This is a genomic window from Planococcus sp. TJ-302 (genome assembly GCF_058268455.1).
The window spans coordinates 21,941-44,034 of sequence record NZ_JBZDOI010000007.1; the positions used below are offsets into that span (position 1 = coordinate 21,941).

The 22,094-nt window shown below is 47.9% G+C and carries 23 protein-coding genes; 1 reads left to right on the forward strand and 22 read right to left on the reverse strand.

Translation table 11 applies throughout. The features are described 5' to 3' along the window. Positions 1–17: 17 nt before the first annotated feature. The 15 genes from mfd to metG form a co-directional block, all read right to left on the reverse strand. Positions 18–3,551 carry a transcription-repair coupling factor gene (gene mfd / locus AC4EHB_RS16810; RefSeq protein WP_490982093.1) on the reverse strand — a complete coding sequence of 1,178 codons (3,534 nt, stop codon included), beginning with the start codon at positions 3,549–3,551 and terminating at the stop codon, positions 18–20. 76 nt (positions 3,552–3,627) lie between these two features. Beyond that, positions 3,628–4,191 (reverse strand): aminoacyl-tRNA hydrolase, encoded by a 564-nt coding sequence (gene pth, locus AC4EHB_RS16815; protein WP_490976719.1) that lies wholly within the window; start codon positions 4,189–4,191, stop codon positions 3,628–3,630. Between the two features lie 114 nt (positions 4,192–4,305). Further along, on the reverse strand, positions 4,306–4,953 hold the full coding sequence (locus AC4EHB_RS16820) for a 50S ribosomal protein L25/general stress protein Ctc (RefSeq protein WP_490976718.1): 648 nt from the start codon (positions 4,951–4,953) through the stop codon (positions 4,306–4,308). A 120-nt stretch (positions 4,954–5,073) separates the two neighbouring features. Next, positions 5,074–6,042 carry a ribose-phosphate diphosphokinase gene (locus AC4EHB_RS16825; RefSeq protein ID WP_135502420.1) on the reverse strand — a complete coding sequence of 323 codons (969 nt, stop codon included), beginning with the start codon at positions 6,040–6,042 and terminating at the stop codon, positions 5,074–5,076. A gap of 15 nt (positions 6,043–6,057) precedes the next feature. Continuing rightward, complete coding sequence (gene glmU / locus AC4EHB_RS16830; protein ID WP_490976717.1) at positions 6,058–7,431, reverse strand: bifunctional UDP-N-acetylglucosamine diphosphorylase/glucosamine-1-phosphate N-acetyltransferase GlmU; 1,374 nt, start codon at positions 7,429–7,431, stop codon at positions 6,058–6,060. A 193-nt stretch (positions 7,432–7,624) separates the two neighbouring features. Beyond that, positions 7,625–7,909 carry a septation regulator SpoVG gene (gene spoVG, locus AC4EHB_RS16835; protein ID WP_135502416.1) on the reverse strand — a complete coding sequence of 95 codons (285 nt, stop codon included), beginning with the start codon at positions 7,907–7,909 and terminating at the stop codon, positions 7,625–7,627. Between the two features lie 229 nt (positions 7,910–8,138). Beyond that, on the reverse strand, positions 8,139–8,516 hold the full coding sequence (locus tag AC4EHB_RS16840; RefSeq protein ID WP_490976716.1) for a RidA family protein: 378 nt from the start codon (positions 8,514–8,516) through the stop codon (positions 8,139–8,141). Between the two features lies 1 nt (position 8,517). After that, the gene (gene purR, locus AC4EHB_RS16845; RefSeq protein ID WP_490976715.1) at positions 8,518–9,345 is read right to left on the reverse strand and encodes a pur operon repressor; all 828 of its coding nucleotides are present in this window, start codon (positions 9,343–9,345) and stop codon (positions 8,518–8,520) included. Positions 9,346–9,401: 56 nt separating this feature from the next. After that, positions 9,402–10,265 carry a 4-(cytidine 5'-diphospho)-2-C-methyl-D-erythritol kinase gene (gene ispE, locus AC4EHB_RS16850; protein ID WP_490976714.1) on the reverse strand — a complete coding sequence of 288 codons (864 nt, stop codon included), beginning with the start codon at positions 10,263–10,265 and terminating at the stop codon, positions 9,402–9,404. Between the two features lie 148 nt (positions 10,266–10,413). Then, positions 10,414–10,677, reverse strand: a complete 264-nt coding sequence (gene veg, locus AC4EHB_RS16855; RefSeq protein WP_071152415.1) for a biofilm formation stimulator Veg — start codon at positions 10,675–10,677, stop codon at positions 10,414–10,416. Positions 10,678–10,836: 159 nt separating this feature from the next. Further along, positions 10,837–11,718: a 16S rRNA (adenine(1518)-N(6)/adenine(1519)-N(6))-dimethyltransferase RsmA gene (rsmA, locus tag AC4EHB_RS16860; protein WP_490976713.1), complete on the reverse strand. Its 882-nt coding sequence runs from the start codon at positions 11,716–11,718 to the stop codon at positions 10,837–10,839. Then, positions 11,715–12,275: a ribonuclease M5 gene (gene rnmV / locus AC4EHB_RS16865; RefSeq protein ID WP_490976712.1), complete on the reverse strand. Its 561-nt coding sequence runs from the start codon at positions 12,273–12,275 to the stop codon at positions 11,715–11,717. Before rnmV ends, rsmA begins: the two co-directional genes overlap by 4 nt. 154 nt (positions 12,276–12,429) lie before the next feature. Further along, positions 12,430–13,797 carry a ubiquitin-like domain-containing protein gene (locus tag AC4EHB_RS16870; protein WP_490982094.1) on the reverse strand — a complete coding sequence of 456 codons (1,368 nt, stop codon included), beginning with the start codon at positions 13,795–13,797 and terminating at the stop codon, positions 12,430–12,432. A gap of 89 nt (positions 13,798–13,886) precedes the next feature. Next, a complete protein-coding gene (locus AC4EHB_RS16875) occupies positions 13,887–14,654 on the reverse strand; it encodes a TatD family hydrolase (protein WP_490976710.1) in 768 nt (255 codons plus the stop codon). Between the two features lie 180 nt (positions 14,655–14,834). Beyond that, on the reverse strand, positions 14,835–16,796 hold the full coding sequence (gene metG, locus AC4EHB_RS16880; RefSeq protein ID WP_490982095.1) for a methionine--tRNA ligase: 1,962 nt from the start codon (positions 16,794–16,796) through the stop codon (positions 14,835–14,837). A 332-nt stretch (positions 16,797–17,128) separates the two neighbouring features. Here metG and abrB point away from each other — a divergent pair, with 332 nt between their 5' ends. Further along, positions 17,129–17,407 (forward strand): transition state genes transcriptional regulator AbrB, encoded by a 279-nt coding sequence (gene abrB, locus AC4EHB_RS16885; RefSeq protein ID WP_135502400.1) that lies wholly within the window; start codon positions 17,129–17,131, stop codon positions 17,405–17,407. A gap of 50 nt (positions 17,408–17,457) precedes the next feature. On the opposite strand, the gene rsmI is transcribed toward abrB, so the two are convergent. The 7 genes from rsmI to darA all read right to left on the reverse strand — a co-directional run bounded on the left by rsmI (position 17,458) and on the right by darA (position 22,036). Then, positions 17,458–18,327 carry a 16S rRNA (cytidine(1402)-2'-O)-methyltransferase gene (gene rsmI, locus AC4EHB_RS16890; protein WP_490976708.1) on the reverse strand — a complete coding sequence of 290 codons (870 nt, stop codon included), beginning with the start codon at positions 18,325–18,327 and terminating at the stop codon, positions 17,458–17,460. Continuing rightward, a complete protein-coding gene (locus AC4EHB_RS16895) occupies positions 18,324–18,593 on the reverse strand; it encodes a GIY-YIG nuclease family protein (RefSeq protein ID WP_490982096.1) in 270 nt (89 codons plus the stop codon). Before AC4EHB_RS16895 ends, rsmI begins: the two co-directional genes overlap by 4 nt. Beyond that, positions 18,580–19,317, reverse strand: a complete 738-nt coding sequence (locus AC4EHB_RS16900; RefSeq protein WP_490976706.1) for a tRNA1(Val) (adenine(37)-N6)-methyltransferase — start codon at positions 19,315–19,317, stop codon at positions 18,580–18,582. Before AC4EHB_RS16900 ends, AC4EHB_RS16895 begins: the two co-directional genes overlap by 14 nt. Before the next feature lie 107 nt (positions 19,318–19,424). Next, the gene (gene yabA, locus AC4EHB_RS16905) at positions 19,425–19,781 is read right to left on the reverse strand and encodes a DNA replication initiation control protein YabA (RefSeq protein ID WP_416143808.1); all 357 of its coding nucleotides are present in this window, start codon (positions 19,779–19,781) and stop codon (positions 19,425–19,427) included. Positions 19,782–19,791: 10 nt separating this feature from the next. Next, positions 19,792–20,604, reverse strand: a complete 813-nt coding sequence (locus AC4EHB_RS16910) for a PSP1 domain-containing protein (RefSeq protein WP_490976705.1) — start codon at positions 20,602–20,604, stop codon at positions 19,792–19,794. A 4-nt stretch (positions 20,605–20,608) separates the two neighbouring features. Continuing rightward, a complete protein-coding gene (gene holB, locus AC4EHB_RS16915; RefSeq protein WP_490976704.1) occupies positions 20,609–21,601 on the reverse strand; it encodes a DNA polymerase III subunit delta' in 993 nt (330 codons plus the stop codon). Positions 21,602–21,706: 105 nt separating this feature from the next. Then, positions 21,707–22,036, reverse strand: a complete 330-nt coding sequence (gene darA, locus AC4EHB_RS16920) for a cyclic di-AMP receptor DarA (RefSeq protein ID WP_135502387.1) — start codon at positions 22,034–22,036, stop codon at positions 21,707–21,709. Positions 22,037–22,094: the final 58 nt, after the last annotated feature.

Genomic DNA, 22,094 nt, shown 5'->3' on the forward strand with positions numbered 1-22,094 from the left:
TTTAACATTCATTCGAATTAACCGACTGGTTTTTCTTCTTTCAATGATTCTGGAAGCAGTTTGATCATGCCTTCAAGAACATCGAATGGATGTATTTTGCCGGTCTTCGCGTCATCAATCGACATCGCCAATTGCTGGCCCGCCATTCTGAAGCCGACGGCGCGGCCAAATACAGCGGATTGTTCCACCAATTTGCCGCCGTTGATCGAAGTCGTGCCGGTTTCGGTCAGTTTGACCGTCGTGATTGTGCTAGTGCGCTTAATCGATTCTACTCCCGCAACACGTGCCCATACTTTCATGCGGGCGACGCGCAGCAGGCGGTCCGTTTCGATCGGCATGTCGCCGAAACGGTCAATGAGCTCATCCTGCAGCTCCGCCACTTCTTCGACGTCGGTAATGCCTTTTACGCGCTTGTACATCTGGATTTTCTGGTAGCCGTCGCCGATATAGCTGTCCGGAATATAGGCATCAACATCGAGTGAAATCTCAATTTCCGGTACCACTTCCTTCTTATTGCCCGTGCGGCGCTCTTCAATCGCTTGTTCAAGCATCTGCGAATAAAGGTCAAAGCCGACCGAATCGATAAAGCCATGCTGCTGCGAACCGAGCAGATTGCCCGCTCCGCGGATCGACAAATCGCGCATGGCGATTTTAAAGCCGGAGCCCAGTTCTGTGAACTCCTTGATGGCCATCAGCCTTTTTTCAGCGACGTCCGTCAGCACTTTATCGCGCTGGTACATGAAATACGCATACGCAACACGGTTCGAACGGCCAACGCGGCCGCGCAATTGGTACAATTGCGACAAGCCCATGCGGTCGGCGTTGTAGACGATGAGCGTATTGACGTTCGGAATATCGATGCCCGTCTCAATGATCGTCGTCGTCACCAAGACGTCATATTCGCCGTCCAGGAAGCTGAGAATCGTCGATTCCAGTTCCGATTCCGACATCTGCCCGTGCGCATAGCCAACACGAGCTTCCGGCACGAGCGCCTGGATTTCCTCCACTTTACGGGTCATATCATCAACGCGGTTATACAAATAAAACACCTGGCCGCCGCGCGCCATTTCGCGTTCAATGGCTTCGCGCACCAATGCACCGTTATGCTCCATGACATAGCTCTGCACAGGGAAGCGATTTGCCGGCGGCGTTTCAATGACAGACAAATCACGGACACCGATCATCGACATGTGAAGCGTGCGCGGAATCGGTGTTGCCGTCAGCGTCAACACATCGACATTGGTTTTCATTTGTTTGATCTTTTCTTTATGGGTTACGCCAAAACGCTGCTCTTCATCGACAATCAAGAGGCCTAGGTCTTTGTAGGCAATGTCTTTCGATAAGATCCGGTGCGTCCCGACTACGACATCGACAGTGCCGTTCTTCAAGCCCTTAGACGTCTCCGCCTGCTGTTTTTTCGAACGGAAGCGGCTCATGAGCCCTACCGTGATCGGATAATCCTTGAAGCGTTCAGTCATTGTCTCGAAATGCTGCTGCGCAAGAATCGTCGTCGGCACCAAGAAGGCCACTTGCTTGCCGTCAAGCACGGCTTTGAATGCCGCGCGGATCGCCACTTCGGTCTTGCCATAGCCGACATCGCCGCAGACAAGCCGGTCCATCGGCCGTTCGTTTTCCATGTCGCGCTTTACTTCATTGATTGAGCGCTGCTGGTCGACAGTTTCCTCATATGGGAATTCCGCCTCGAATTGGCGCTGCATGTCCTGCTCTTCGGCAAACGCGTAGCCTTTCTGGGCTTCGCGTTCCGCGTATAATTTGATGAGGTCATCTGCAATGTCCTGGACGGCAGCCGATACTTTCCTGCGCGTCTTCTGCCATTCCGCCCCGCCCATCTTATGGAGCTTCGGCTCTTTTTCTTCCGAAGCGATGTATTTCTGAATCAGGTCGATCTGGTCGACCGGAACAAATAATTTATCATCGGCTTTGTAAATGATGTGTAAGTAATCTTTGTGGGTGCCCCCGATTTCAAGCGTCTCGATGCCAACATAGCGCCCAATGCCATGGTGGACATGGACAATGTAATCCCCGGGTTTTATTTCCGAATAGCTTTTAATGCGCTCAGCATTCGTCAGCTTTTGCGGACGGCTCTTTTTCTTCGCCTGCTGCTTGAACATCTCTGCGTCTGTAATGACCGCAATCCGCTGCAGCGGCATTTCAAAACCAGACGACAAATCACCGTCGACCAAATAGATATGGCCGCCCTGCACTTCTGTCTGCAGATTGAAAATTTCCGCTTCCATACCATAATCTTCGAGCACCGAACGCACTTTTTCCAAACGTTCACTGCCTTCCGCAATGATGAAGGTCTGGAATTTCGCGAGCTGCCAGCGTTCCATTTCCGCTTTCAATAAATTCATCTGGCCATGGAACGACTGCATCGGTTTGCACGAAAAGACGATTGACTTTTTGATCTGAACGGATGGGAATGTCCGGACAAACAGCGAAAGGAACGTCACTTTTTGCTTGGTTTTTTGGAGCACTTCCCGGAACGTGTAAGACAGCCTCAGGTCATGCAGGAATTTGCCTTCTTCCAGCAGCGACACGATCCAGTCGCCTTCTTCGCGTTCCAGCGTTTCGGTCATTTCCTGGATGCGTCCGAGCTCATCAAAAAAGATAAAGCCGTCTGCCGGGAAATAATCCGCCAAAAAGGCCGATTGCGTTTCCACAAGCGCCGCATATTTCGCTACCTGGTCGGGCACATTGCCTTCCCGCAGCATTGCGATATCATGCTGGATATGCAGCAGCAATGCTTCTTTCGTATCTTCTGCTTTGATTGTTTTCAGCGATTTCGCGAGCTGCGCTTCAATCTTGTCGGCAAGCTGCAAACGCTGCGGCTTCGATAAGACCAATTCAGACGCCGGCAGGATGCACAGCGACTTGACCTTTTTGAGCGAACGCTGGTCTTCCGCAGAGAATGAGCGGATTGAATCGACTTCCGTGTCGAACAATTCAATACGTACCGGATGCTCAAAGTTCAACGGGTAGATATCGAGGATTCCGCCGCGCAGCGCAAACTCTCCAGGTGTCGTCACCATTGGCGTGCGCGAGTATCCCATTGCCACCAGTTTGAGCATCCATTGTTCCGTATCAAGCTCTTCGCCTTCTTTGACGCGCAATGTGGAATCTGCCCACTGCTTATGCGATGGCATCAATTTGCGCATGCCTGCTACTGGTGTGATGTAAATGCCTTTGCCGTTGCTCGCCATGTGGTCAAGCGTATCTATGCGGTGGGCACGCAATTCCGGTCCTGAAAATGATACATCCGCTGCAATCAATTCATCTGCCGGATAAAGGTGCACCATTTCGTCGCCCATCAATTTCGTCAAATCGTCATAGACGCGCTGCGCATGCAGCAAGTTCGGTGTGACAATCAGCAGCGGCGCTTGTGTCTGCGCCCAGACCGTCTGGTAAAATACCGGACGTGCGCTGCCGGAAAGTCCGGAAATGAGCTGATGGTCTTGGCCATTCTGCAAGTCCGTAATGAATTTCTGCGTATGAGAATCCTCTGAAAACACCTGCAATATCGGATCCATGAAGATTCCTCCTTTCAACATGCAATTGGTCGGCAAACAACAAAAAGCTCTGTACGCATTTTGCGCCAAAGCAATTTTATGAGCCGTTAAACTGGTTCATGACTTCTACATAAGGTTTGGACAGCCACAATTCGCAAGCGTCCGCACTTTTTTCCACGGCTTGCACCATCTCAGGAATTTCGGCGTCAGAAAACCGCGATAACACGTAATCGGGCACTTTCATACCGGTTGGCGGACGGCTGATGCCGATGCGCATCCGGTTGAATTGCTGCGATCCGAGATGCTGAATCAGCGACTTGATGCCATTATGGCCACCAGCGCTGCCTTTTTGGCGCAGCCGTAATTGCCCCGTCGGCAAATCCAGGTCATCGTAAATGACGACAATGTCGTCTATATCTATATTATAATAATCCATCAAGGCGCTGACACTTTCACCGGACAGGTTCATGAACGTCAGCGGCTTCAACAGCATCACTTTGCCTTCAGGCCGATGAATGACGGAATACATGCCCTTGAATTTCGACTGCGTGAGCGGAGCGTTCCATTTCATTGCCAAGTAATCGATCACTTTGAACCCGATGTTGTGGCGTGTCTGTTCATATGCCTTGCCTGGATTGCCCAAGCCGATAATTAATTTCATCATTAATCTTCCTTTGCTTTTTCGCTGTCTACCATTTTACCATAAAGGCGCTTTAAAGCAGAAAAATAGGGACTGTCAGATGACAGCCCCTTGTTTTCAATGATGCAGATTCGCTTACGCTTCTTTTGACTCGTCAGTAGATTCGCCTTCAGCTGCTTCAGTTCCAGCTTCACCTTCAGCGCCTTCTTCCGTTTCTTCAGGCTCTGCTTCTACAGTCGGTGCTGTAACAGAAACCAATAGGAAGTCGTCTTCATCTAAAATTTCATAAGATACTTTGTCGCGGATGTCGCCGACAGATAAATGGTCGCCGATTTCAAGTGCCGATACATCAACTTCAAGTGAATCCGGAATATCCGAAGGCTTCACTTTTACATTAACTTCACGATTTGGCTGGTTCACAACGCCGCCTTCTTTTTCGCCAGCTGCTTCGCCAGTTGTGTGGACTGCTACTGCTACTTCAAGCTCTTCGCTCATGTTAACCGCTAAAAAGTCAACGTGCTTGAAGCTGCCTTTCAAAGCATCGCGTTGGAAATCGCTTAATACGACATTCAAAGTTTTTCCGCCTAATTCCAAGTTGATAACGCCGTTGCGTCCTGATTCACGCAATGTTTTGATCAAATCAGCTTCAGATACAGAAACCGAAAGTGTTTCAGTCTGGTATCCGTATACTACGCCCGGCACATCGCCTTTACCGCGAAGTTCCGTTAATTGTGAATTTGGTGTTTTGCTTTCTCTTTGTTGTGCTGATAATTTTGTACCCATATGTTCTCATCCTCCAGTTATATTGTTCATGTTCAGTATACCATTATATAGTCATATATAGTGAAGTACCCTTCCAGCTGCTAATTCAAACCTTTGGAAGTTCCAGATGCCGTCCAGCTATCAGTCGAAGAGCGTGCTGACGGATTTCTGCTCGTGTACGCGGACAATCGTTTCCGCCAATAATTTCGCTACGGAAAGCTGCTTGATTTTAGGTGAACGCTTTTCTTCCGGAAGCGCGATCGAGTTCGTTACGATCAATTCCTTGATGACAGAATCATTGATGCGCTGGACTGCAGGACCTGAAAGTACAGGATGCGTACAGCAAGCGTAGACTTCTTTCGCACCGCTTTCGATCAAAGCGCTGGCAGCGATGGATATTGTTCCAGCTGTATCGATAATGTCATCGATGATGATGGCCGTCTTGCCTTCAACATTTCCGACGATGTTCATGACTTCAGCCACATTCGGCCGCGGACGGCGTTTGTCGATGATGGCAATCGGCGCTTTCAGGCGGTCTGCCATTTTGCGCGCGCGTGTCACTCCGCCATGATCTGGCGATACGACAATGACATTGGCAAGGTCGATGCCGCTTTCTTTCAGGAAATAATCCGAAATAAGAGGAACGGCCAACAAATGGTCAATCAAGATATCAAAGAACCCTTGAATTTGAGGTGCATGAAGATCCAGTGCAATGACGCGTGTAGCGCCAGCAGTTTCCAACAGGTTTGCCACGAGTTTAGCAGTGATCGGCTCGCGTGAACGCGCTTTGCGGTCTTGGCGGGCATAGCCGTAATAAGGCATAACCACATTGACAGTCCGCGCAGAAGCGCGTTTGACCGCATCAATCATGATCAAAAGCTCCATCAAGTTTTCATTTACTGGCTGTGAAGTCGATTGGACGATAAAGACGTCATAGCCGCGGATGCTTTCTTCAATATTGATCTGGATTTCACCGTCGCTGAAATGGGTTACCGAGCTTTTTCCAAGCGGCAAGCCGACTTCTTTGGCAATCTCCTCCGCTAGTTCCTGGTTGGAATTCAAAGCAAAAATTTTCATTTTTGTAGTTGCTGGATCAATTTGATAACTCATCTTGTGTGTAGCCTCCTATTTTTTAAGGTGTAGTTTGTTAACATAGCCTTCTTTGTTTTCCTGGCGGGCACGTGCGATGGCAAGCGCTTCGCTTGGCACATCTTTGGAAATTGTAGATCCCGCAGCGACATAAGAGCCTTGGCCTATTGTTACGGGCGCAATTAGGTTCGAGTTGCACCCGATAAACGAGTCATCTTCAATAGTAGTGAGGAATTTATTTTGGCCATCGTAATTGACTGTAATGGTGCCGCAGCCAATATTGACGTTGGTTCCGACTTTCGCGTCTCCGATATAGCTCAGGTGGGAGACTTTGCTTTTATTGCCGAGTGTCGCTTTCTTCACTTCGACGAAATTGCCGATTTTCACTTCGTTGCCGAGTTCCGTTTCCGGACGCAGATGCGCGAATGGACCGACTGCCGCGTCTTGTCCAATCGAGCTGTCATAGACATGCGATGAACGGATGCTTGTACGGTCGCCGACTGCGCTATTGGAGATCGTGGTCCCCGAAGAAATAAAGCAATCTTCTCCGATGACCGTACGGCCTTCAAGGATGACGTTCGGCTGAAGCACGGTGTCGCGCCCGATTTCCACTTCAGCGCCGATATAGGCTGTTGCGGGATCGATGATCGACACGCCGTTTCTCATATGCTTTTCGTTGATGCGTGCACGCATAAAGCGTTCCGCTTCGCTCAACGCGACGCGGTCATTGACGCCGAGTGTTTCATCGAAGCTGTCCGTTGCGTAGGCAGCGACAACTTCACCTTGTTTTTGAAGGATTTCAATAACGTCCGGCAAATAATATTCGCCTTGGGCATTGTTATTCGATACCAATTTCAACGCTTCAAAAAGCGCTTCGTTATCGAAGCAATAAGTTCCTGTATTGATTTCTTTTACTTGCTGTTCTTCCGCAGAAGCGTCTTTTTGCTCAACAATCTTCGCAACTTCGCCCGCTTCGCCACGGATAATGCGGCCGTAGCCTGACGGATTGTCTGCAATCGCTGTCAAAATTGTCGCTTTTGCTTGTTGTTCTTTATGGTGTGCTAGCAAAGCTTCCATCGTTTCCGTGCGGATCAACGGCGTGTCCCCACAAACAACCAATGTCGTCCCTGGCAGCCCTTCAATCATTGAAGCGGCCTGCTGCACGGCATGCGCCGTTCCAAGCTGTTCCTCCTGAAGCGCGTATTCACTTTTCGCGCCGAGCTGTTCCTGTACTTTTTCAGCGCCGTGGCCGACAATCGTGACGATTTTTTCTACGCCCAACCGGCTGACGTTATTTGCGACATGTTCCACCATCGGCATGCCGCAGACAGGGTGAAGCACTTTATAAAGCTTCGATTTCATGCGCGTCCCTTGCCCTGCTGCTAAAATCACTGCATATGTATTGGTCATCTGGGTGCTCCTCCTAACGTGAAATGTATTATCTATTTTCTCTCTATAGTAGATCTTGTCACTATTTCCTTCTTGACTATAGCGGAAAAACCTTGATTTTTCAAGGTTTCAGAGCATGACAATACAATGACAAAAAGCTGCCCAATAAAAAAAGAGCCTATTCTAATAACAGAAGGCTCTAGAGGTCTCACATTTATACGCCAGCTTCCTCAAAAACCGGCTCATTTTCACTTTGTTCATATGCAGCCAAAATCGCTTCCTGCAATTTATTGCGGGTACCCGAATTGATCGGATGCGCAATGTCCCGGAATTCTCCATCCGGTGTGCGTTTGCTCGGCATTGCTACAAAAAGCCCTTCGTTGCCGTCAATCACCCGGATATCATGCACGACGAACTCGTTGTCCAGCGTGATGGAAGCGATCGCCCGCATGCGGCCGTCGGTTTGGACCCGGCGAAGCCTGACATCAGTTACTTCCATTTTCTCACCACCTTTCGTCTAAGATGCTTTTTTATTGCTAATTAACTAATTCGCTTTCAAGGACTAAACTCCTTTAAAAATTACATAATTTATTAGAAAAATTAATTAATTGGGATAGAGCGTCCGGAGTTGCACGTAACATCAACTTCTCTAGTTCAAGTTATTCAATATATTTAGACGAAAAAAGCTGCCGAGAATTTTCTCGGCAGCTTCTTGTACTCGATTAGATTTACTTCGCGATCAACGCGATGACTTCGATTTCAACTTTTGCGTCCTTTGGCAAGCGCGCCACTTCTACAGTTGAGCGCGCCGGCTTGTGGCTGCCGAAATAAGAAGCATACACTTTGTTCAATTCAGCAAAATCGTTCATGTCTTTGATAAAGACCGTCGTTTTCACCACTTGCCCTAGCGAAGAACCTGCTTCCGCCAAAACTGCCTGCAGATTGGCAAACACTTGATGCGCTTGTTCGCCGATAGCACCTTCGACCATGCTGCCCTCTGGCGTCAATGGGATCTGGCCTGAGCTGTAAAACATATCTCCCGCAATGACCCCTTGTGAATAAGGTCCAATGGCTGCCGCTGCTTTATCCGTTGCTACAAATTCCATATCAAAAACCTCCATTAGTAAAATAGTTTCCTTCTTCCAATGCGATGGTCCGTTCTTTTTCGCTGACCTCGTGCAATTTGACGAGTGATAGGTATTTCTCTACAAGCTGTTCATCAGAATGCTGCGCCTCGACGAGCACTGCTACGCCGGCCAGTGTGCAATCGAATTCTTCCAGCAGATTTTTCATGCCGTTCATCGTTCCGCCGACTTTCATGAAGTCATCGGTGATCAGCACACGCTGGCCGCTTTTCATACTGCGTTTGGACAGTACCATCGTCTGGATGCGGCGGGAAGAGCCTGAGACGTAGTTGATGCTGACGGTCGATCCTTCTGTCACCTTGCTGTCTCTGCGGACGATAACGACTGGCACGTTCAAATGGCGGGCAATCGCATGGGCAATCGGAATGCCTTTTGTCGCCACCGTCATGATGACATCGATTTTCTCATTAGCAAATGCCGTAGCGAACACTTTCCCTACCCGGTTCATGATGCCCGGATTGCCCAAAACGTCTGTCATGTAAAGATAGCCGCCTGGCAACAGCCGATCGGAATGGCCCAGTTCTTCTATCAATTCAGCCATAATGCCTTTGATTTCGTCTGCCTGAAGCTTCGGAACGTATTTAACGCCTCCAGCCGCTCCCGGCACTGTCATCAACAAGCCGATCCCGCGTTCTTCAAACGTCTCTTTGATGATTCCCAAATCCTCGCTGATCGAGGATTTAGCGGAATCGTAGAGGTCTGAAAAATAAGTCAGCGGGATGAGCTTGTGCGGATGGTCTAAAAGGTAATGTGTCATATCAACTAACCGTTCACTGCGCTTCCACTTCATTTTGCACTCTCCTAAACACGAATAATTTATAGAAAACTTACCATAAATGTACGTCTTTAGGCAAGTGTCTCCCGTTCACCGATCAAGCGCACCACATAGACTTCGCCGCAAAAGCCGCGCAAGCCGTTATAGATGCGAGGGATCCGTGCTTCCTGCTGTACCAGTCCGAAGACGGTTGGTCCGCTGCCGCTCATCAATACAGCGTCTGCACCGAATTTTTTCATCTGTTCTTTGATTTGTGCCACTTCGGGATGCATTTCCAGCGTTACGCTTTCCAGCGCATTGCCCAAATGATCGCACATTGCCTGGTAATCGCCTTGCTCCAGCGCTTCGATCATTTTGCCTGTGTCCGGATGTTCTGCATTGGCAGGCTTGAACGCACCGTAAACGTCTGCTGTGGAAACGCCGATCGTCGGTTTTGCCAAGACGACCCAGCAATGTGGCGGAGCGGGAAGGTGTTCGATGATTTCGCCGCGGCCTTTCGCCAGGGCCGTGCCGCCATAAACGCAGAACGAAACGTCCGAACCGATTTTAGCGCCGAGTTCCGCCAGCTCATCCAACGACAAGTTCAGCTGCCACAATTGGTTAAGGCCTTTTAATGTCGCTGCGGCGTCGCTGCTGCCGCCTGCAAGGCCTGCAGCTACCGGAATCTGCTTATCGAGCGAAATGATGACGCCCGATTTGATGTTGAATGTATCTTTCAATAATTGGGCAGCCTGATACGCTAGATTGCGCGAGTCGTTCGGCACGAAACGGTCGGCGGATTCAATATGTATGCCGCTTTCGGTCGCTTTTAGGCCAATCCGGTCAGCCAAGTCGACTGTGGTCATGATCATTTCAATTTCGTGGTAATTGTCTGGCCGCTTGTATAAAACGTCCAAGGTTAAGTTGATTTTGGCAGGTGCCTTTACGTAGAGCATCCCACTGCCTCCTTTTATAGTCTAATGAAAACTATTTTAACACACGGGGCACGCTTCAGGAGGGTTGGGGTAAATAAACAAAAAAACTCACCGCCTGTTGAGTGCAACAGGCGGTGAGTTTTTTAAAGAAAATTATGGATATAGTTCATTATTTAACAACGAGTGCGTCTTCTGTTCCTTCATACACAGTAATTTCTACTGCTTCTGTTAAGATGTCTGCGTAGCTGTAAGACACGCGTTCAAATGCATGCTCATCTTGATCAAGCTCAATTACGAACACGGAGTGGTACGTTTCGCGCAGGATTCCGGCGCGTTCGACCGTTTTCTTGCGTCCTCCGTTTGCCTTTAAAAGCAATCGTTTCCCTAAATGCAGGTCTAACGATTTTTTAATATCCGCCAAAGTTTTGGGCATTTGTCTACACCTCACTATAGACAAAGTTTAACAGAATTTGACCCTTTAGTCAAGCAAATTTCTAATTTTATCAGCGTTCTACTGATAATGTCAATATTTTTTTATCCGAAATATCTCAAAAAACGGGTTATATGTGCCATTTTTGTAACAGATTCTCCCTTATTGCGCGAAATAAGGATACAATTTATCCGCCAACAGCCCAAATTCCGCAATCGATAATGTCTCTCCGCGGCGTGAAGGCTCGATTCCTGCCTCTTCCAACGCTTTTAAAACCAGCTCTTTCTTTTCTTTGCCATTTGGCATAGCGCTTTGAAGGTTGTTTAAAATGGTTTTGCGGCGCTGGACAAATGATCCTCGCGTTACGGTGAAGAAAAAATCCTCATCGATGACTTTCACGCGGGGCTCAGGCAGCTTCGCCATACGAATGACAGCAGAGTCTACGTTAGGCTGTGGCATGAACACCGTTTTCGGTACAGTCAGCGCCATTTCCGCATCGGTATAGTATTGGATGGCAATCGACAGCGAACCGTACGCTTTTGTTCCTGGCTTTGCCGTTATGCGTTCAGCGACTTCTTTTTGAAGCATGACCACCAAGCCGCGGATCGGCAATTTTTCCAGCAATAATTTCATAATGATCGGCGTCGTCACGTAATAAGGCAGATTGGCTACCACCACGATGTCTTTATAACCCGCCAGCTCTTTCTCTATGGCCGCTTCCACATCAGCTTTAAGGATGTCGGAATGGATGATGGAGATGTTATCGTAAGGCGATAGCGTATCCTCCAGAACTGGCAAGAGCCGTTGATCGATTTCAAACGCCAGGACTTTGCCTGCGGCACGCGCTAAATGTTCCGTTAGCGCGCCGATGCCTGGGCCGATTTCAATAGCCGCCGATTCTTTCGTCAGCTCCGCTTTGCCGACAATATTGCGCAGGATATTAGGATCGATCAAAAAATTCTGCCCCAGGCTCTTTTTGACAGTCAAACCATGCTTGGCCATTATTTGCTGGGTACGGATCGGTGTTGCTATATCTTTGTTCATTCGTGTTCCTCCTGGTTTAAAGCGATTACCGCTTCGATGAATTGCTGTTTCGTGATGCCGAACATGTGGAGCCTTTTCTGCAGCTGCTTGCCATTGGTATAGCCAATCTGCAGCATCTCCCCGAGCTGTGTTCTCCGCATTTTAGCACGCGGGTGCGCAACCAGCGCCGCTTCAATCAAATCTTCCATGGTGATTTCCGGTGCTTCGCCATTTTGAATCGTTGTGTAGACCGCTGACAAGGCTTCGCGGATGTCTTCATCCGCTGCATGCTCGATGCCAAGACCTTTGCCATTTTTCGCTATGGTCTTTTCTTTCGCTAAAAAAGCATGCTTGACCGCCGGCACATGTTCTTCAATAATAGCACGGATCCGACGGCCCGGATAATCCGGATCGGTAAAAACAATGACTCCCCGTTTTTTCTGGGCATGCGCAATTTGCTCAAGCGTCGATTTCGAAATGGCCGAACCGTTCGTCTCAATGGTGTCGGCATGCACTGCCCTTTTGACAGCTACTGTATCATCTTTGCCTTCCACCACGATTATTTCTTTGATCTTCATCTATTTTCCTCATTTCAAGCATCGTATTTCGCCACCTTCCGATTTCCCGGCAAGAGGCTTTCCACTGAAGTTTCCTTCTATTTTACACCTGCGCTGCTAAACATGTAAAAGGCTTTCCCGGGGAGCACCCGGGAAAGCCTTTGGTGTTTTTGAATTAATTTAAAACTGTTACTTTTACTTGTTGGCGTCCGAAGGCGATTGCCGAAGATTGCTTCGCCATGAACAAATCGATTTTATTTCCTTTGATTGCGCCGCCTGTGTCTCCAGCGACAGCATAGCCGTAGCCTTCCACATACACTTTAGAGCCTAGGGGAATTACGTTAGGGTCTACAGCGATGACTTTCAATCCAGGGTTCGCTTTCAAGTTGATGCCTGTAGCTGTAATGCCCGAGCATCCTGTGCAGCTAGCTGTATAAGCTGTTGCAGACACGATCAAAGTTCTGCCAGCCGGCTCAGCAGGTGCTGAAGCTGCTACTGAAGCTGTTTTCGGTGCTGCCGCTTTTGGTGCCGCTGTTTTTGGCGCGGATGCTTTTGGTGCAGCAGCTTTTGGTGCCGCTACTTTTGGCGCCGCTGCTTTTGGCGCTGGCGCCGCTGCTTTTGGCGCTGGCGCCTCAGCTTTTGTTCTTGCTCCACGCGACACGCTTGCAACAATAACTTTAGTGCCGACAGCCGTCAGCTGTTTTTTCGGCTCTTTTACTATTTTTTTGTTTTTAAGTTCACGTTTTACTTCTTTGCCGTTTTCTTTGATCACTTCATAAGTTTTTGAAACAACGCCGTTTTGGCCTTTTTGGACAACTTTTTCTTTGCCTTTAAGAATTGAAGAATCTTTCTTCGATTCAACAGCAAACTTTACAGAATCCTCAACTACATCGGTGACCTTTTCTACACGAACAACTTTAACTTCTGAATTCGGAAGAACCATTTCATCCATTCCGTTTTCAACTCGATCAAGTTCGCTTAAAGAAATCTTGTTTTGCTTTAAAAAGTCAGCGACAGTAGTCGAAGTGGACCATACTTTTTTCTCTTCCAAACCATCAAGGACTGTAACCTCGTAAGCTTTTTCTACAGAAACAGCTGTATCCGCATCTATTTCTTCATCTAATTCAGGTGACACTTTATCATGTTCGGTAATTTCAATAGCCGCTTTCTTCAAGATCTCTCTTACGGTATTGTTTGTTGTCCATGCCGCAGCTTTTTTGCCATCAACATTTACTGTGTATTCTTTCGCCTGCTCAAATTCGAGCGCGATATCTTTCTCAATTGCCGTATCGGCAGTATGGCTCAAATAATCATGTTCGGAAACTTTGATTTCCTGCTCTTTCAGGAATGCCCCAACTGTTTCTGCGTGGGTCTTCACTTCTGTCGTTTCACCATTAGCCGTGATGGACACCGTGTTTTTAGTTCCTTCATAAATCGCGAACGTTAAAACAGCTGCAAACATCAAAACCGTAGCAATGGCGACAACAATTGATTTACCCTTTAGCGCATTTACAGACTTCCCATTAGTTGATGACTTCGTCAAAAATAACTCCTCCTCTTTCACTTGAGTGATTGTAAAGACCCGAATTCAAGGCGCAAATCCAAGCAATTCTGAACCTCTTGGATGATTTTCTATGCCAGTTTGAAAAACTGTTCGGCATTTTTGGTTGTGGCGGCTGCCACTTCTTCAATTGAAATGCCTTTCAGCCGAGCGATTTCTTCCGCGACAAGTGGGACATAAGATGGTTCATTGCGTTTTCCGCGATATGGATGGGGAGCCAGATAAGGCGCATCTGTTTCAATCAGCAGATGGTCCAAAGAAATCGCTTCCGCCACTTCTTTCGGCTTTTTAGCGTTCTTGAACGTTACCGGCCCTCCGAGCGAGATCATAAAGTTCATTGCAATGCTTTCACGCGCAGTTTCTACGCTGCCTCCGAAACAATGCATAACGCCTCCGACTTCTTCGGCGCCTTCTTCTTTCAATATCCGGAGTACATCTTCCGTAGCTTCTCGATTATGTATGATAATCGGCAACTTCACTTTTTTCGCGAGGCGAATCTGCTTTCGGAACACTTCTTGCTGAATGTCTCTCGGTGATTTGTCCCAATGGTAATCCAGGCCAGTCTCTCCGATTCCGACAACCTTGCCGTGTGCCGCCAGCTCTTCGATCCAGCGCAAATCTTCTTCGGTGCAGTCGATTGCGTCAACTGGATGCCAGCCGACAACTGCATATATAAAATCGTATTGCTCAGCAAGCGTTATGGCTCGTTCGATCGTCTTGCGATCAAACCCAATCACAATCATTTTAGTAACATTATTTTCTAAAGCTCTATCGATGACTTCTTGTAAATCCTCATCATATTGGTCTGCATTCAAATGTACATGGGTATCAACGAACATCAAGCATTCTCCTCACATTAAACCTTATTTTAATTGTTTTTTCCGTGTCTTTCTTCACACCAACATTACATTTGTATAACAAAACATGTTTTTTATATATCATTTTACTAATATTCGCCTAATAAAATACAAATAAAAAAGGCGCTCTCCTAGTAAAAAGAAGAGCAACCAATATAATGTTTATTTTATTTTCGCGCCATTTGGCAGGTTTTCATCCACTGCCGCCAGCGTTAAGAACCCGTCTTTTTGACCTGCTAAAATCATCCCTTGAGACAATTCGCCGCGCAATTTCACCGGCTTCAAATTAGCGACCACCACCACTTTTTTGCCGACCAATTCGGCCGGTTTGTAATGCTCGGCAATGCCCGACACCACTTGGCGTTGTTCATACCCCATATCGAGCTGCAATTTCAGCAATTTCGACGTTTTCGGCACCGCTTCACAAGCGATTACCGTCGCTGCGCGAAGATCCACTTTCATAAAGTCATCAATGCTGATCTCCGGCTCTTGCTCCGGCAGTTCTTCTGCTGCTTGCTCCGGTTCTGCAGGTGTTATATCCCCGCGCATTTGATCGCGGATATACGCCACTTCCGGCTCTACTTCAAGGCGCGGGAAAATCGGCGTCCCTTTGGAAACAACTTTGATGCCTTCGGGGATAAAGCCGAAATGCTCCAATGTCTCCCATGCTAGCGCGTCTTGGGACAAACCAAGCTGCTCTGCAATCTGCTTCGGTGCGTTCGGCAGGAACGGCTGCAGCATAACGGCTGCCATGCGCAGGCTCTCCGCCAAATGAGCCATCGAAGAAGCCAATTCCGCTTTCAAACTTTCATCTTTCGCCAAAACCCACGGCTGCGTTTCATCTATATATTTATTGGTGCGCGAAATCAATGTCCACACTTCGCTTAGCACGATGCTGAACTGCATTTTTTCCATATGTTCTTCGTAGACGCCGACCGTGCGCTTCGCCACTTGCTGAAGCGTTGCATCAAATTCAGTGACATGCCCTTTAATTTGCGGCACTTCGCCGTCGAAGTATTTATTGATCATCGAGACGGTGCGGTTCAACAAGTTTCCGAGATCGTTCGCCAAATCGTAGTTTGTGCGTTCCACAAATGATTCCGGCGAGAACACGCCGTCCGAACCAAATGGCAGCTCACGCAAGAGGAAATAACGCGTCGCGTCCAAACCGTAACGCTCCACAAGCATTTCCGGATATACGACATTGCCTTTTGATTTCGACATTTTGCCGTCTTTCATCATGATAAAACCATGGGCAAAAACTTTCTTCGGCAATGGAAGATCAAGTGCCATCAAGAAAATCGGCCAATAAATTGTATGGAAACGGACGATGTCTTTGCCGACCACGTGGACATCTGCCGGCCAGTATTTATTGAACAGCGTGTCATCTTCGGAACCGTAGCCAAGCGCCGTAATGTAATTCGATAGCGCATCGACCCACACATAGATAACGTGCTTCGGATCTCCAGGAACCGGAATGCCCCAGTCGAACGACGTGCGGGATACCGATAGATCTTCAAGGCCCGGCTTGATGAAATTATTGATCATTTCATTTTTGCGCGATTCCGGTTCGATGAATTCTGCATGGTTTTCATAATAATCCAGCAAACGGCCTGCATACTTCTTCATATTGAAGAAATACGATTCTTCTTTCACTTTATGGACCGGGCGCCCGCAATCCGGACAATTGCCGTCGACAAGCTGAGCTTCTGTATAGAAAGACTCGCACGGCGTACAATACCAGCCTTCATATTCCCCTTTATAGATGTCGCCGTTGTCCAAGAACGTTTGGAAGATTTTTTCGACGCTTTTTTTATGGCGCTCTTCGGTCGTGCAGATAAAGTCATCATAGCTGATGTCCATGATTGACCATACTTTTTTTGCAGCTTCCGCCATTTCGTCAACATAAGCCTGAGGCGCTTTGCCGGCTTCCTTTGCCTTCTCCTCAATCTTCTGGCCATGTTCATCCATTCCTGTAAGAAACCGGACATCGAAACCTTTCAAGCGTTTATAGCGAGCCATTGCATCAGAAGCGACGGTTGTATAAGCCGTACCGATGTGGAATTTTCCGCTTGGATAATAAATCGGGGTCGTTATATAAAAAGTATTGTTTTTAGCAGTCACGAAAAATTCCTCCAGTTTTTTGGTATAGTTCTTATTTTAACGAAAGAGCCAATTTTGTACAATATTTCATATCAGAATGTCAATTCGACAATATCTCATATTTCAGATTATTTATTTTTCTGTTAAATAAAGAGCAAATTTAGTTATTTTGGAAATTAATAGTAGATAAAAAGTATTTTTATCAATTTAGCGTCACATTTTTGTAAAATTTATTATGAGAGCGATAGTTTTTTATTGACCCAATTGCCATTACTTGGTATGATTTATGACAGGAAGTGGTAATTGTCGAATTTTGGCGAAAACATCCGACAAATTTGAGGGGAGAGAATGATATGAAATCAACAGGTATTGTACGTAAAGTAGACGAACTAGGACGAGTGGTAATTCCAATCGAATTGCGACGCACGCTAGGAATCGCTGAAAAAGACGCTTTGGAGATTTATGTAGATGACGATAAAATTATTTTGAAAAAGTATTTGCCGAATATGACTTGTGCAGTTACTGGCGAAGTGTCAGATGAAAACATGCAACTTGTAGGCGGAAAATTGATTTTAAGCCCTGAAGGCGCAGAAATGCTTGTCAAAGAAATTCAAGGCCACTTAAAAAAATAAAACCCAGCTATTATCGTAAAAAACCGGAGTGCCTGTGCACTCCGGTTTTTTCATATGTGATACGCTTGGTACACTTCCCTTTTGGAGAGGCCCCGCTCAACTGACACTTCTTTGATCGCTTCTTTCGATGAGACATCCTTTTTCTCCATCACTTCGGCAACATGCTCCGCAATCGGCAGATGCGTCCACCATTTCTCAGTTTCCACCACATCAGGCTCAGCATTGCCTTCGACAACGACGCAAAATTCACCGCGGACTGTATTTTCATCCGCCCATTCCACCGCTTCGCCGACCGTGCCGCGCAGGAATTCTTCGAATTTCTTCGTCACTTCGCGTGCCAGCACGATTCGCCGTTCATCGCCAAATGCTTTTTGCATGCTCTTCAAACTGTCTTTCAAGCGGTGCGGCGCTTCATAGAAAATCAGGGTCTCCGATTTCTGATTCAATGCCTCTAATTCAGTGAGGCGGTCTTTTTTTCCGCGGGACAAGAATCCGTAGAACAGAAACGGCTGGGGCGCAATGCCGGAAGCAATCAACGCACTGAGTGCTGCATTTGCACCCGGTACCGGCACGACCGGGTAATCTTCCTCAAGTACACGCTTGACGATGTCTTCTCCGGGGTCTGAAATGCATGGCATGCCAGCGTCGCTGACCAATGCCACCGACTTCCCTTCCCGCAAGTACGACAGGATCTTATAGCCGCCGCTTTCCTGGTTGTGTTCGTGGTAGCTGACGAGCTTTGTCTGGATATCGAAATAATTGCAGAGGTTTTTTGTATTGCGTGTATCTTCCGCCGCGATAACTGCGACTTCGTTCAAAATCCGGATAGCACGCACGGTCATATCTTCCAGATTGCCGATCGGCGTCGCTACGAGATACAAGGTCGCTTGGTCTTCCTGGAAACTTTTTTGCGATTTCATTGGCCGTCTTCCTTTCTGTCCGCGATATAGCGGATTTTTTTCGGTTTCGGCAATTGCTTGAATGCATACTCCGCTTTCATCGCGGCCGGCTTCGTTTCAAACTGCTCCTGGTAAATCAAAGCAGCAGGCCCTCTCGCCCGTGTGTATTTTGCGCCTTTGCCCGAATTGTGGGCTTCCAGGCGCTTCTCCAAATCGTTGGTGTACCCGGCGTAATAGGAACCATCCGCGCATTCCAGCACGTAAAAATAATGCTTATTGGCTTCCATATAGCAACGCTCTCACTTCTTCTGTGTATTCCCCATCATCGCCGTAGACAATCAGCGGCGGCAGAATTTTCAAATCCGGCTTGCCGTCTTTAATGCCTTCAATCAGTAGCGTATTCGCCTCTTTTCCGGCTTTCGGGTAAACCAGCCGAACCCGCTTCGGCTCCAGCCGATTGGCGCGCATTGCTGTGATGATGTCAATAAGACGCCCCGCACGGTGGACAAATGCCGCTTTGCCTCCCTGCTTCAGCAGCTTGCTCGCGGCAGCAACCGATTCATCGAGTGTCAGGTGCAGTTCGTGGCGCGCAATCGCCATATGCTCGCTGATGTTCTTGTCGCTCATTTCATGCGCCGGGAAATACGGAGGGTTGCAAGTCACTACATCAAATTTTTCAATGCCCAACTGCGCTGGTATTTCTTTGACGTCGCCTTGGATGATGTCGATCCGGTGGCTGAGCCCGTTATAGTCGATGCTGCGCTTTGCCATATTGGCCAAGCGCTCCTGCAGCTCCACCCCGATAATCGGCATTTCCGTCCGTGCACTGAGAAACAGCGGAATGGCCCCATTACCAGTGCACAAATCCACAATCGCCCCGCGCTTCAGCGGCACATACGCAAACCGCGCCAGCAGCACCGCATCAAGCGAAAAGGAAAAGACCGAGGGGCTTTGAATAATCCGCAAATCTTCCGCCAATAAATAATCGAGCCTTTCGTCGTCCAATAACATCTTTCCAACTCCTCTTACATAACAAAAGGCTGCCGCCACGCAAGGTGTCGGAAGCCTTTCTTATTGGTCAGCCGTGCTGGTGCTTTAAGCGCTCAGCAAATCCAGCCTTAATTTTGCTTGTTTAAAAAAGATAAACAAAACAGGCAATCGTCGCCTTTTCTCGAGCTGCCGAAATGTACATTGCAGACGTGATAGCCTTCATGGTACAGGCGCGCCAGGTTATCATAGCCTTCGCCGATATCCATGACCGCTTTTTTCAACTTCACCGGATCTGCAACAGCTTCCGGCACCGCCTGATGAAGTTCATCCAGACGGGCACGCAGGTGATGATTTTCCAGCTGCAGCGCATGATGCTCTTCCATCGTATGCGCCACGACCGATTTCAATTCCCGGAACTGCTCTTGCATCGATTCCAATTGCTGCTCGAATTCCATGACCGTATCTAAAAAATTCTTATCTTTCACTTAAACCACCTCACGCTCTCGTTCCTTGGTCCATTATCTCACTTAATGCGTATTCAAGTGTCTGTTCCTGCTCAGCCAGACGAACTTTCAATACACGTTCCAAAATGTTCATGCTGACCACGCGGCCGTCGCCATCCGGTGTCCCCACACGGCTGCCGACATCCGGCATTTCTTTTTTCGCTAATTCATATTCATCGTTTTCGTATTTCAAACAGCACATAAGCCTGCCGCATAGACCCGAAATTTTGGACGGGTTCAGCGACAAGTTCTGGTCTTTTGCCATTTTGATCGACACCGGCTCAAAATCGCCGAGGAATGTCGAACAGCAAAGCATGCGTCCGCAAGGGCCGATGCCGCCAAGCATTTTCGCTTCATCGCGCACGCCGATTTGGCGAAGCTCGATGCGCGTCCGGAAAATCGACGCTAAATCCTTCACCAAGTTGCGGAAATCGACGCGCCCTTCAGCAGTAAAGTAAAAGATCACTTTATTGCGGTCGAATGTATATTCAACATCCACGAGCTTCATGTCCAGCTTATGCTCTTCAATCTTGTCCGTTCCCATTTCAAAAGCGCGCCCCGCTTCTAGGCGGTTTTCTTCCACTTGCTGGCGGTCGCGGCCGCTTGCTACGCGCACCACTTGCTTAAGCGGCAATACCACATCGTTTTCCCCGACTGCTTTCATCGGTACGACCACTTTGCCGTATTCCACTCCCCGAGCCGTTTCAACGATGACGTAATCGTCTTTTTCAATCGCAAATTCACCTGGGTCAAAATAATATATTTTACCCGCTTTTTTAAAGCGGACACCTATGACATTATACACTCGCTTACCCCTCCTGCAGATTCAGCATCAATTGCTCCATCAGCAGCGTCCGATTCATATTGCGCGGCAATTGCTGCTTGGCCCATAAAATGGCCTGCAATTGCTTGGACAATACCGCAAAAGAACGCTGAAGCGCCATCTGCTTCCAAGTTTGTTCCATATCCGGATACGTCCGAGCGGTTTCAAGATCCGCTTTTGCCGAAGCGATGTCCCGATATGCAAATAATAACATGTCCAGCCCTCTTTCGGCATCTTCTTTTTCCTTAAACAGCGGAAGCCATTCCGACTGCAGCAATAAAAGAGCTTCGTGGACATTGCCATTGACGGTTTCCACTAATTTTAACACAGTCTTGCGCTGCTGGATGAATGCTTCATCCAAGCTTAGCTCAACGGCCTCTTCTTCGCTCTGTGTCAGCATACTCACCGTCGCCGCCATTGAACCCGTCATTCCGCCTGCGAGCAATTGCTCAATCAGCTTCGGCCTCGATAACGGCTGGAATGACACGAGCTGGCAGCGCGAACGGATCGTCGACATGATGGCATTGACCCGCTCAGTCAGTAGGATCGCCGTCACATTGAATTCCGGCTCCTCTAAAAATTTCAGCAGTGCGTTAGCGGACGCGTTGTTCATGCGATCCGCTTCTTCGATGACATATATTTTACGGCCCGAACTAAAGCCCGTCTTATTCATGCTAAAAATCAACTCACGAATCTGGTCGATTTTGATGTTCTGGCCATCCGGTTTGATGAAAACGATGTTCGGATGGTTTCCTGTATTATATAAATGGCAGCTTCGACATGTTTCACATGGAACATTTTGCGAAGGCGTTTCGCACAGCAGGAGTTTGACGAAAAAGTGTGTAATTTCCGTTAAGCCGGAGCCGGCGGGACCTTCGAAAAGAAATGCATGGGCAAGGCGGTCTTTTTCAAAAGCGCCTTGCAGTCTCTTCATGACCACGGGCTGAATTTCTTGCAGCTCTTCTATCGTTTTTTGCACAATGTCACCTTCATCCTTACGTTGTAAAAAATCCCGTGTTCCAAATGGAGCACGGGCGTGTCATGAACCGGCTTGAAAAGGGCCGGTGATGTGTGGTTGCAAAGTTTAGAAATGATGGAATTGCTCGATTGGCAAGACGAAAATCGTCGCTCCGCCAACTTCCACTTCCACCGGGTACGGAATATACGAATCGGCGTTGCCGCCCATCGGAGAAACAGGTGCTACCATCTGCTCGCGCGCACGGCAATTATCGCGGATCAAATCCATCAATTTCGGCACGAGCCCGTCATCGACACCAATTAGGAAAGTCGTATTTCCTGAGCGTAAAAAACCTCCCGTACTGGCAAGTTTGGTAGCCCGGAAATCATTTTTTGTTAACGCATTGGATAGACGGTTGCTATCTTGATCCTGCACGACTGCTACGACGAGTTTCATCAGCACTCACTCCCTTAAGAAATGTTTTCTACTTTCTCTATTATAACATGAACAAATA

Bases quoted from the DNA above. Each gene is read 5' to 3' on its own strand.
- mfd (WP_490982093.1), bottom strand. From the start codon at position 3,551: ATGGATCCGATATTGCAGGTGTTTTCAGAGGATTCTCATACGCAGAAA.
- pth (WP_490976719.1), bottom strand. From the start codon at position 4,191: ATGAAATTAATTATCGGCTTGGGCAATCCAGGCAAGGCATATGAACAG.
- AC4EHB_RS16820 (WP_490976718.1), bottom strand. From the start codon at position 4,953: ATGGGTACAAAATTATCAGCACAACAAAGAGAAAGCAAAACACCAAAT.
- AC4EHB_RS16825 (WP_135502420.1), bottom strand. From the start codon at position 6,042: ATGAGTTATCAAATTGATCCAGCAACTACAAAAATGAAAATTTTTGCT.
- glmU (WP_490976717.1), bottom strand. From the start codon at position 7,431: ATGACCAATACATATGCAGTGATTTTAGCAGCAGGGCAAGGGACGCGC.
- spoVG (WP_135502416.1), bottom strand. From the start codon at position 7,909: ATGGAAGTAACTGATGTCAGGCTTCGCCGGGTCCAAACCGACGGCCGC.
- AC4EHB_RS16840 (WP_490976716.1), bottom strand. From the start codon at position 8,516: ATGGAATTTGTAGCAACGGATAAAGCAGCGGCAGCCATTGGACCTTAT.
- purR (WP_490976715.1), bottom strand. From the start codon at position 9,345: ATGAAGTGGAAGCGCAGTGAACGGTTAGTTGATATGACACATTACCTT.
- ispE (WP_490976714.1), bottom strand. From the start codon at position 10,265: ATGCTCTACGTAAAGGCACCTGCCAAAATCAACTTAACCTTGGACGTT.
- veg (WP_071152415.1), bottom strand. From the start codon at position 10,677: ATGCCCAAAACTTTGGCGGATATTAAAAAATCGTTAGACCTGCATTTA.
- rsmA (WP_490976713.1), bottom strand. From the start codon at position 11,718: ATGAACAAAGATATAGCAACACCGATCCGTACCCAGCAAATAATGGCC.
- rnmV (WP_490976712.1), bottom strand. From the start codon at position 12,275: ATGAAGATCAAAGAAATAATCGTGGTGGAAGGCAAAGATGATACAGTA.
- AC4EHB_RS16875 (WP_490976710.1), bottom strand. From the start codon at position 14,654: ATGTTCGTTGATACCCATGTACATTTGAATGCAGACCAATATGATGAG.
- abrB (WP_135502400.1), top strand. From the start codon at position 17,129: ATGAAATCAACAGGTATTGTACGTAAAGTAGACGAACTAGGACGAGTG.
- rsmI (WP_490976708.1), bottom strand. From the start codon at position 18,327: ATGAAATCGCAAAAAAGTTTCCAGGAAGACCAAGCGACCTTGTATCTC.
- AC4EHB_RS16895 (WP_490982096.1), bottom strand. From the start codon at position 18,593: ATGGAAGCCAATAAGCATTATTTTTACGTGCTGGAATGCGCGGATGGT.
- AC4EHB_RS16900 (WP_490976706.1), bottom strand. From the start codon at position 19,317: ATGTTATTGGACGACGAAAGGCTCGATTATTTATTGGCGGAAGATTTG.
- darA (WP_135502387.1), bottom strand. From the start codon at position 22,036: ATGAAACTCGTCGTAGCAGTCGTGCAGGATCAAGATAGCAACCGTCTA.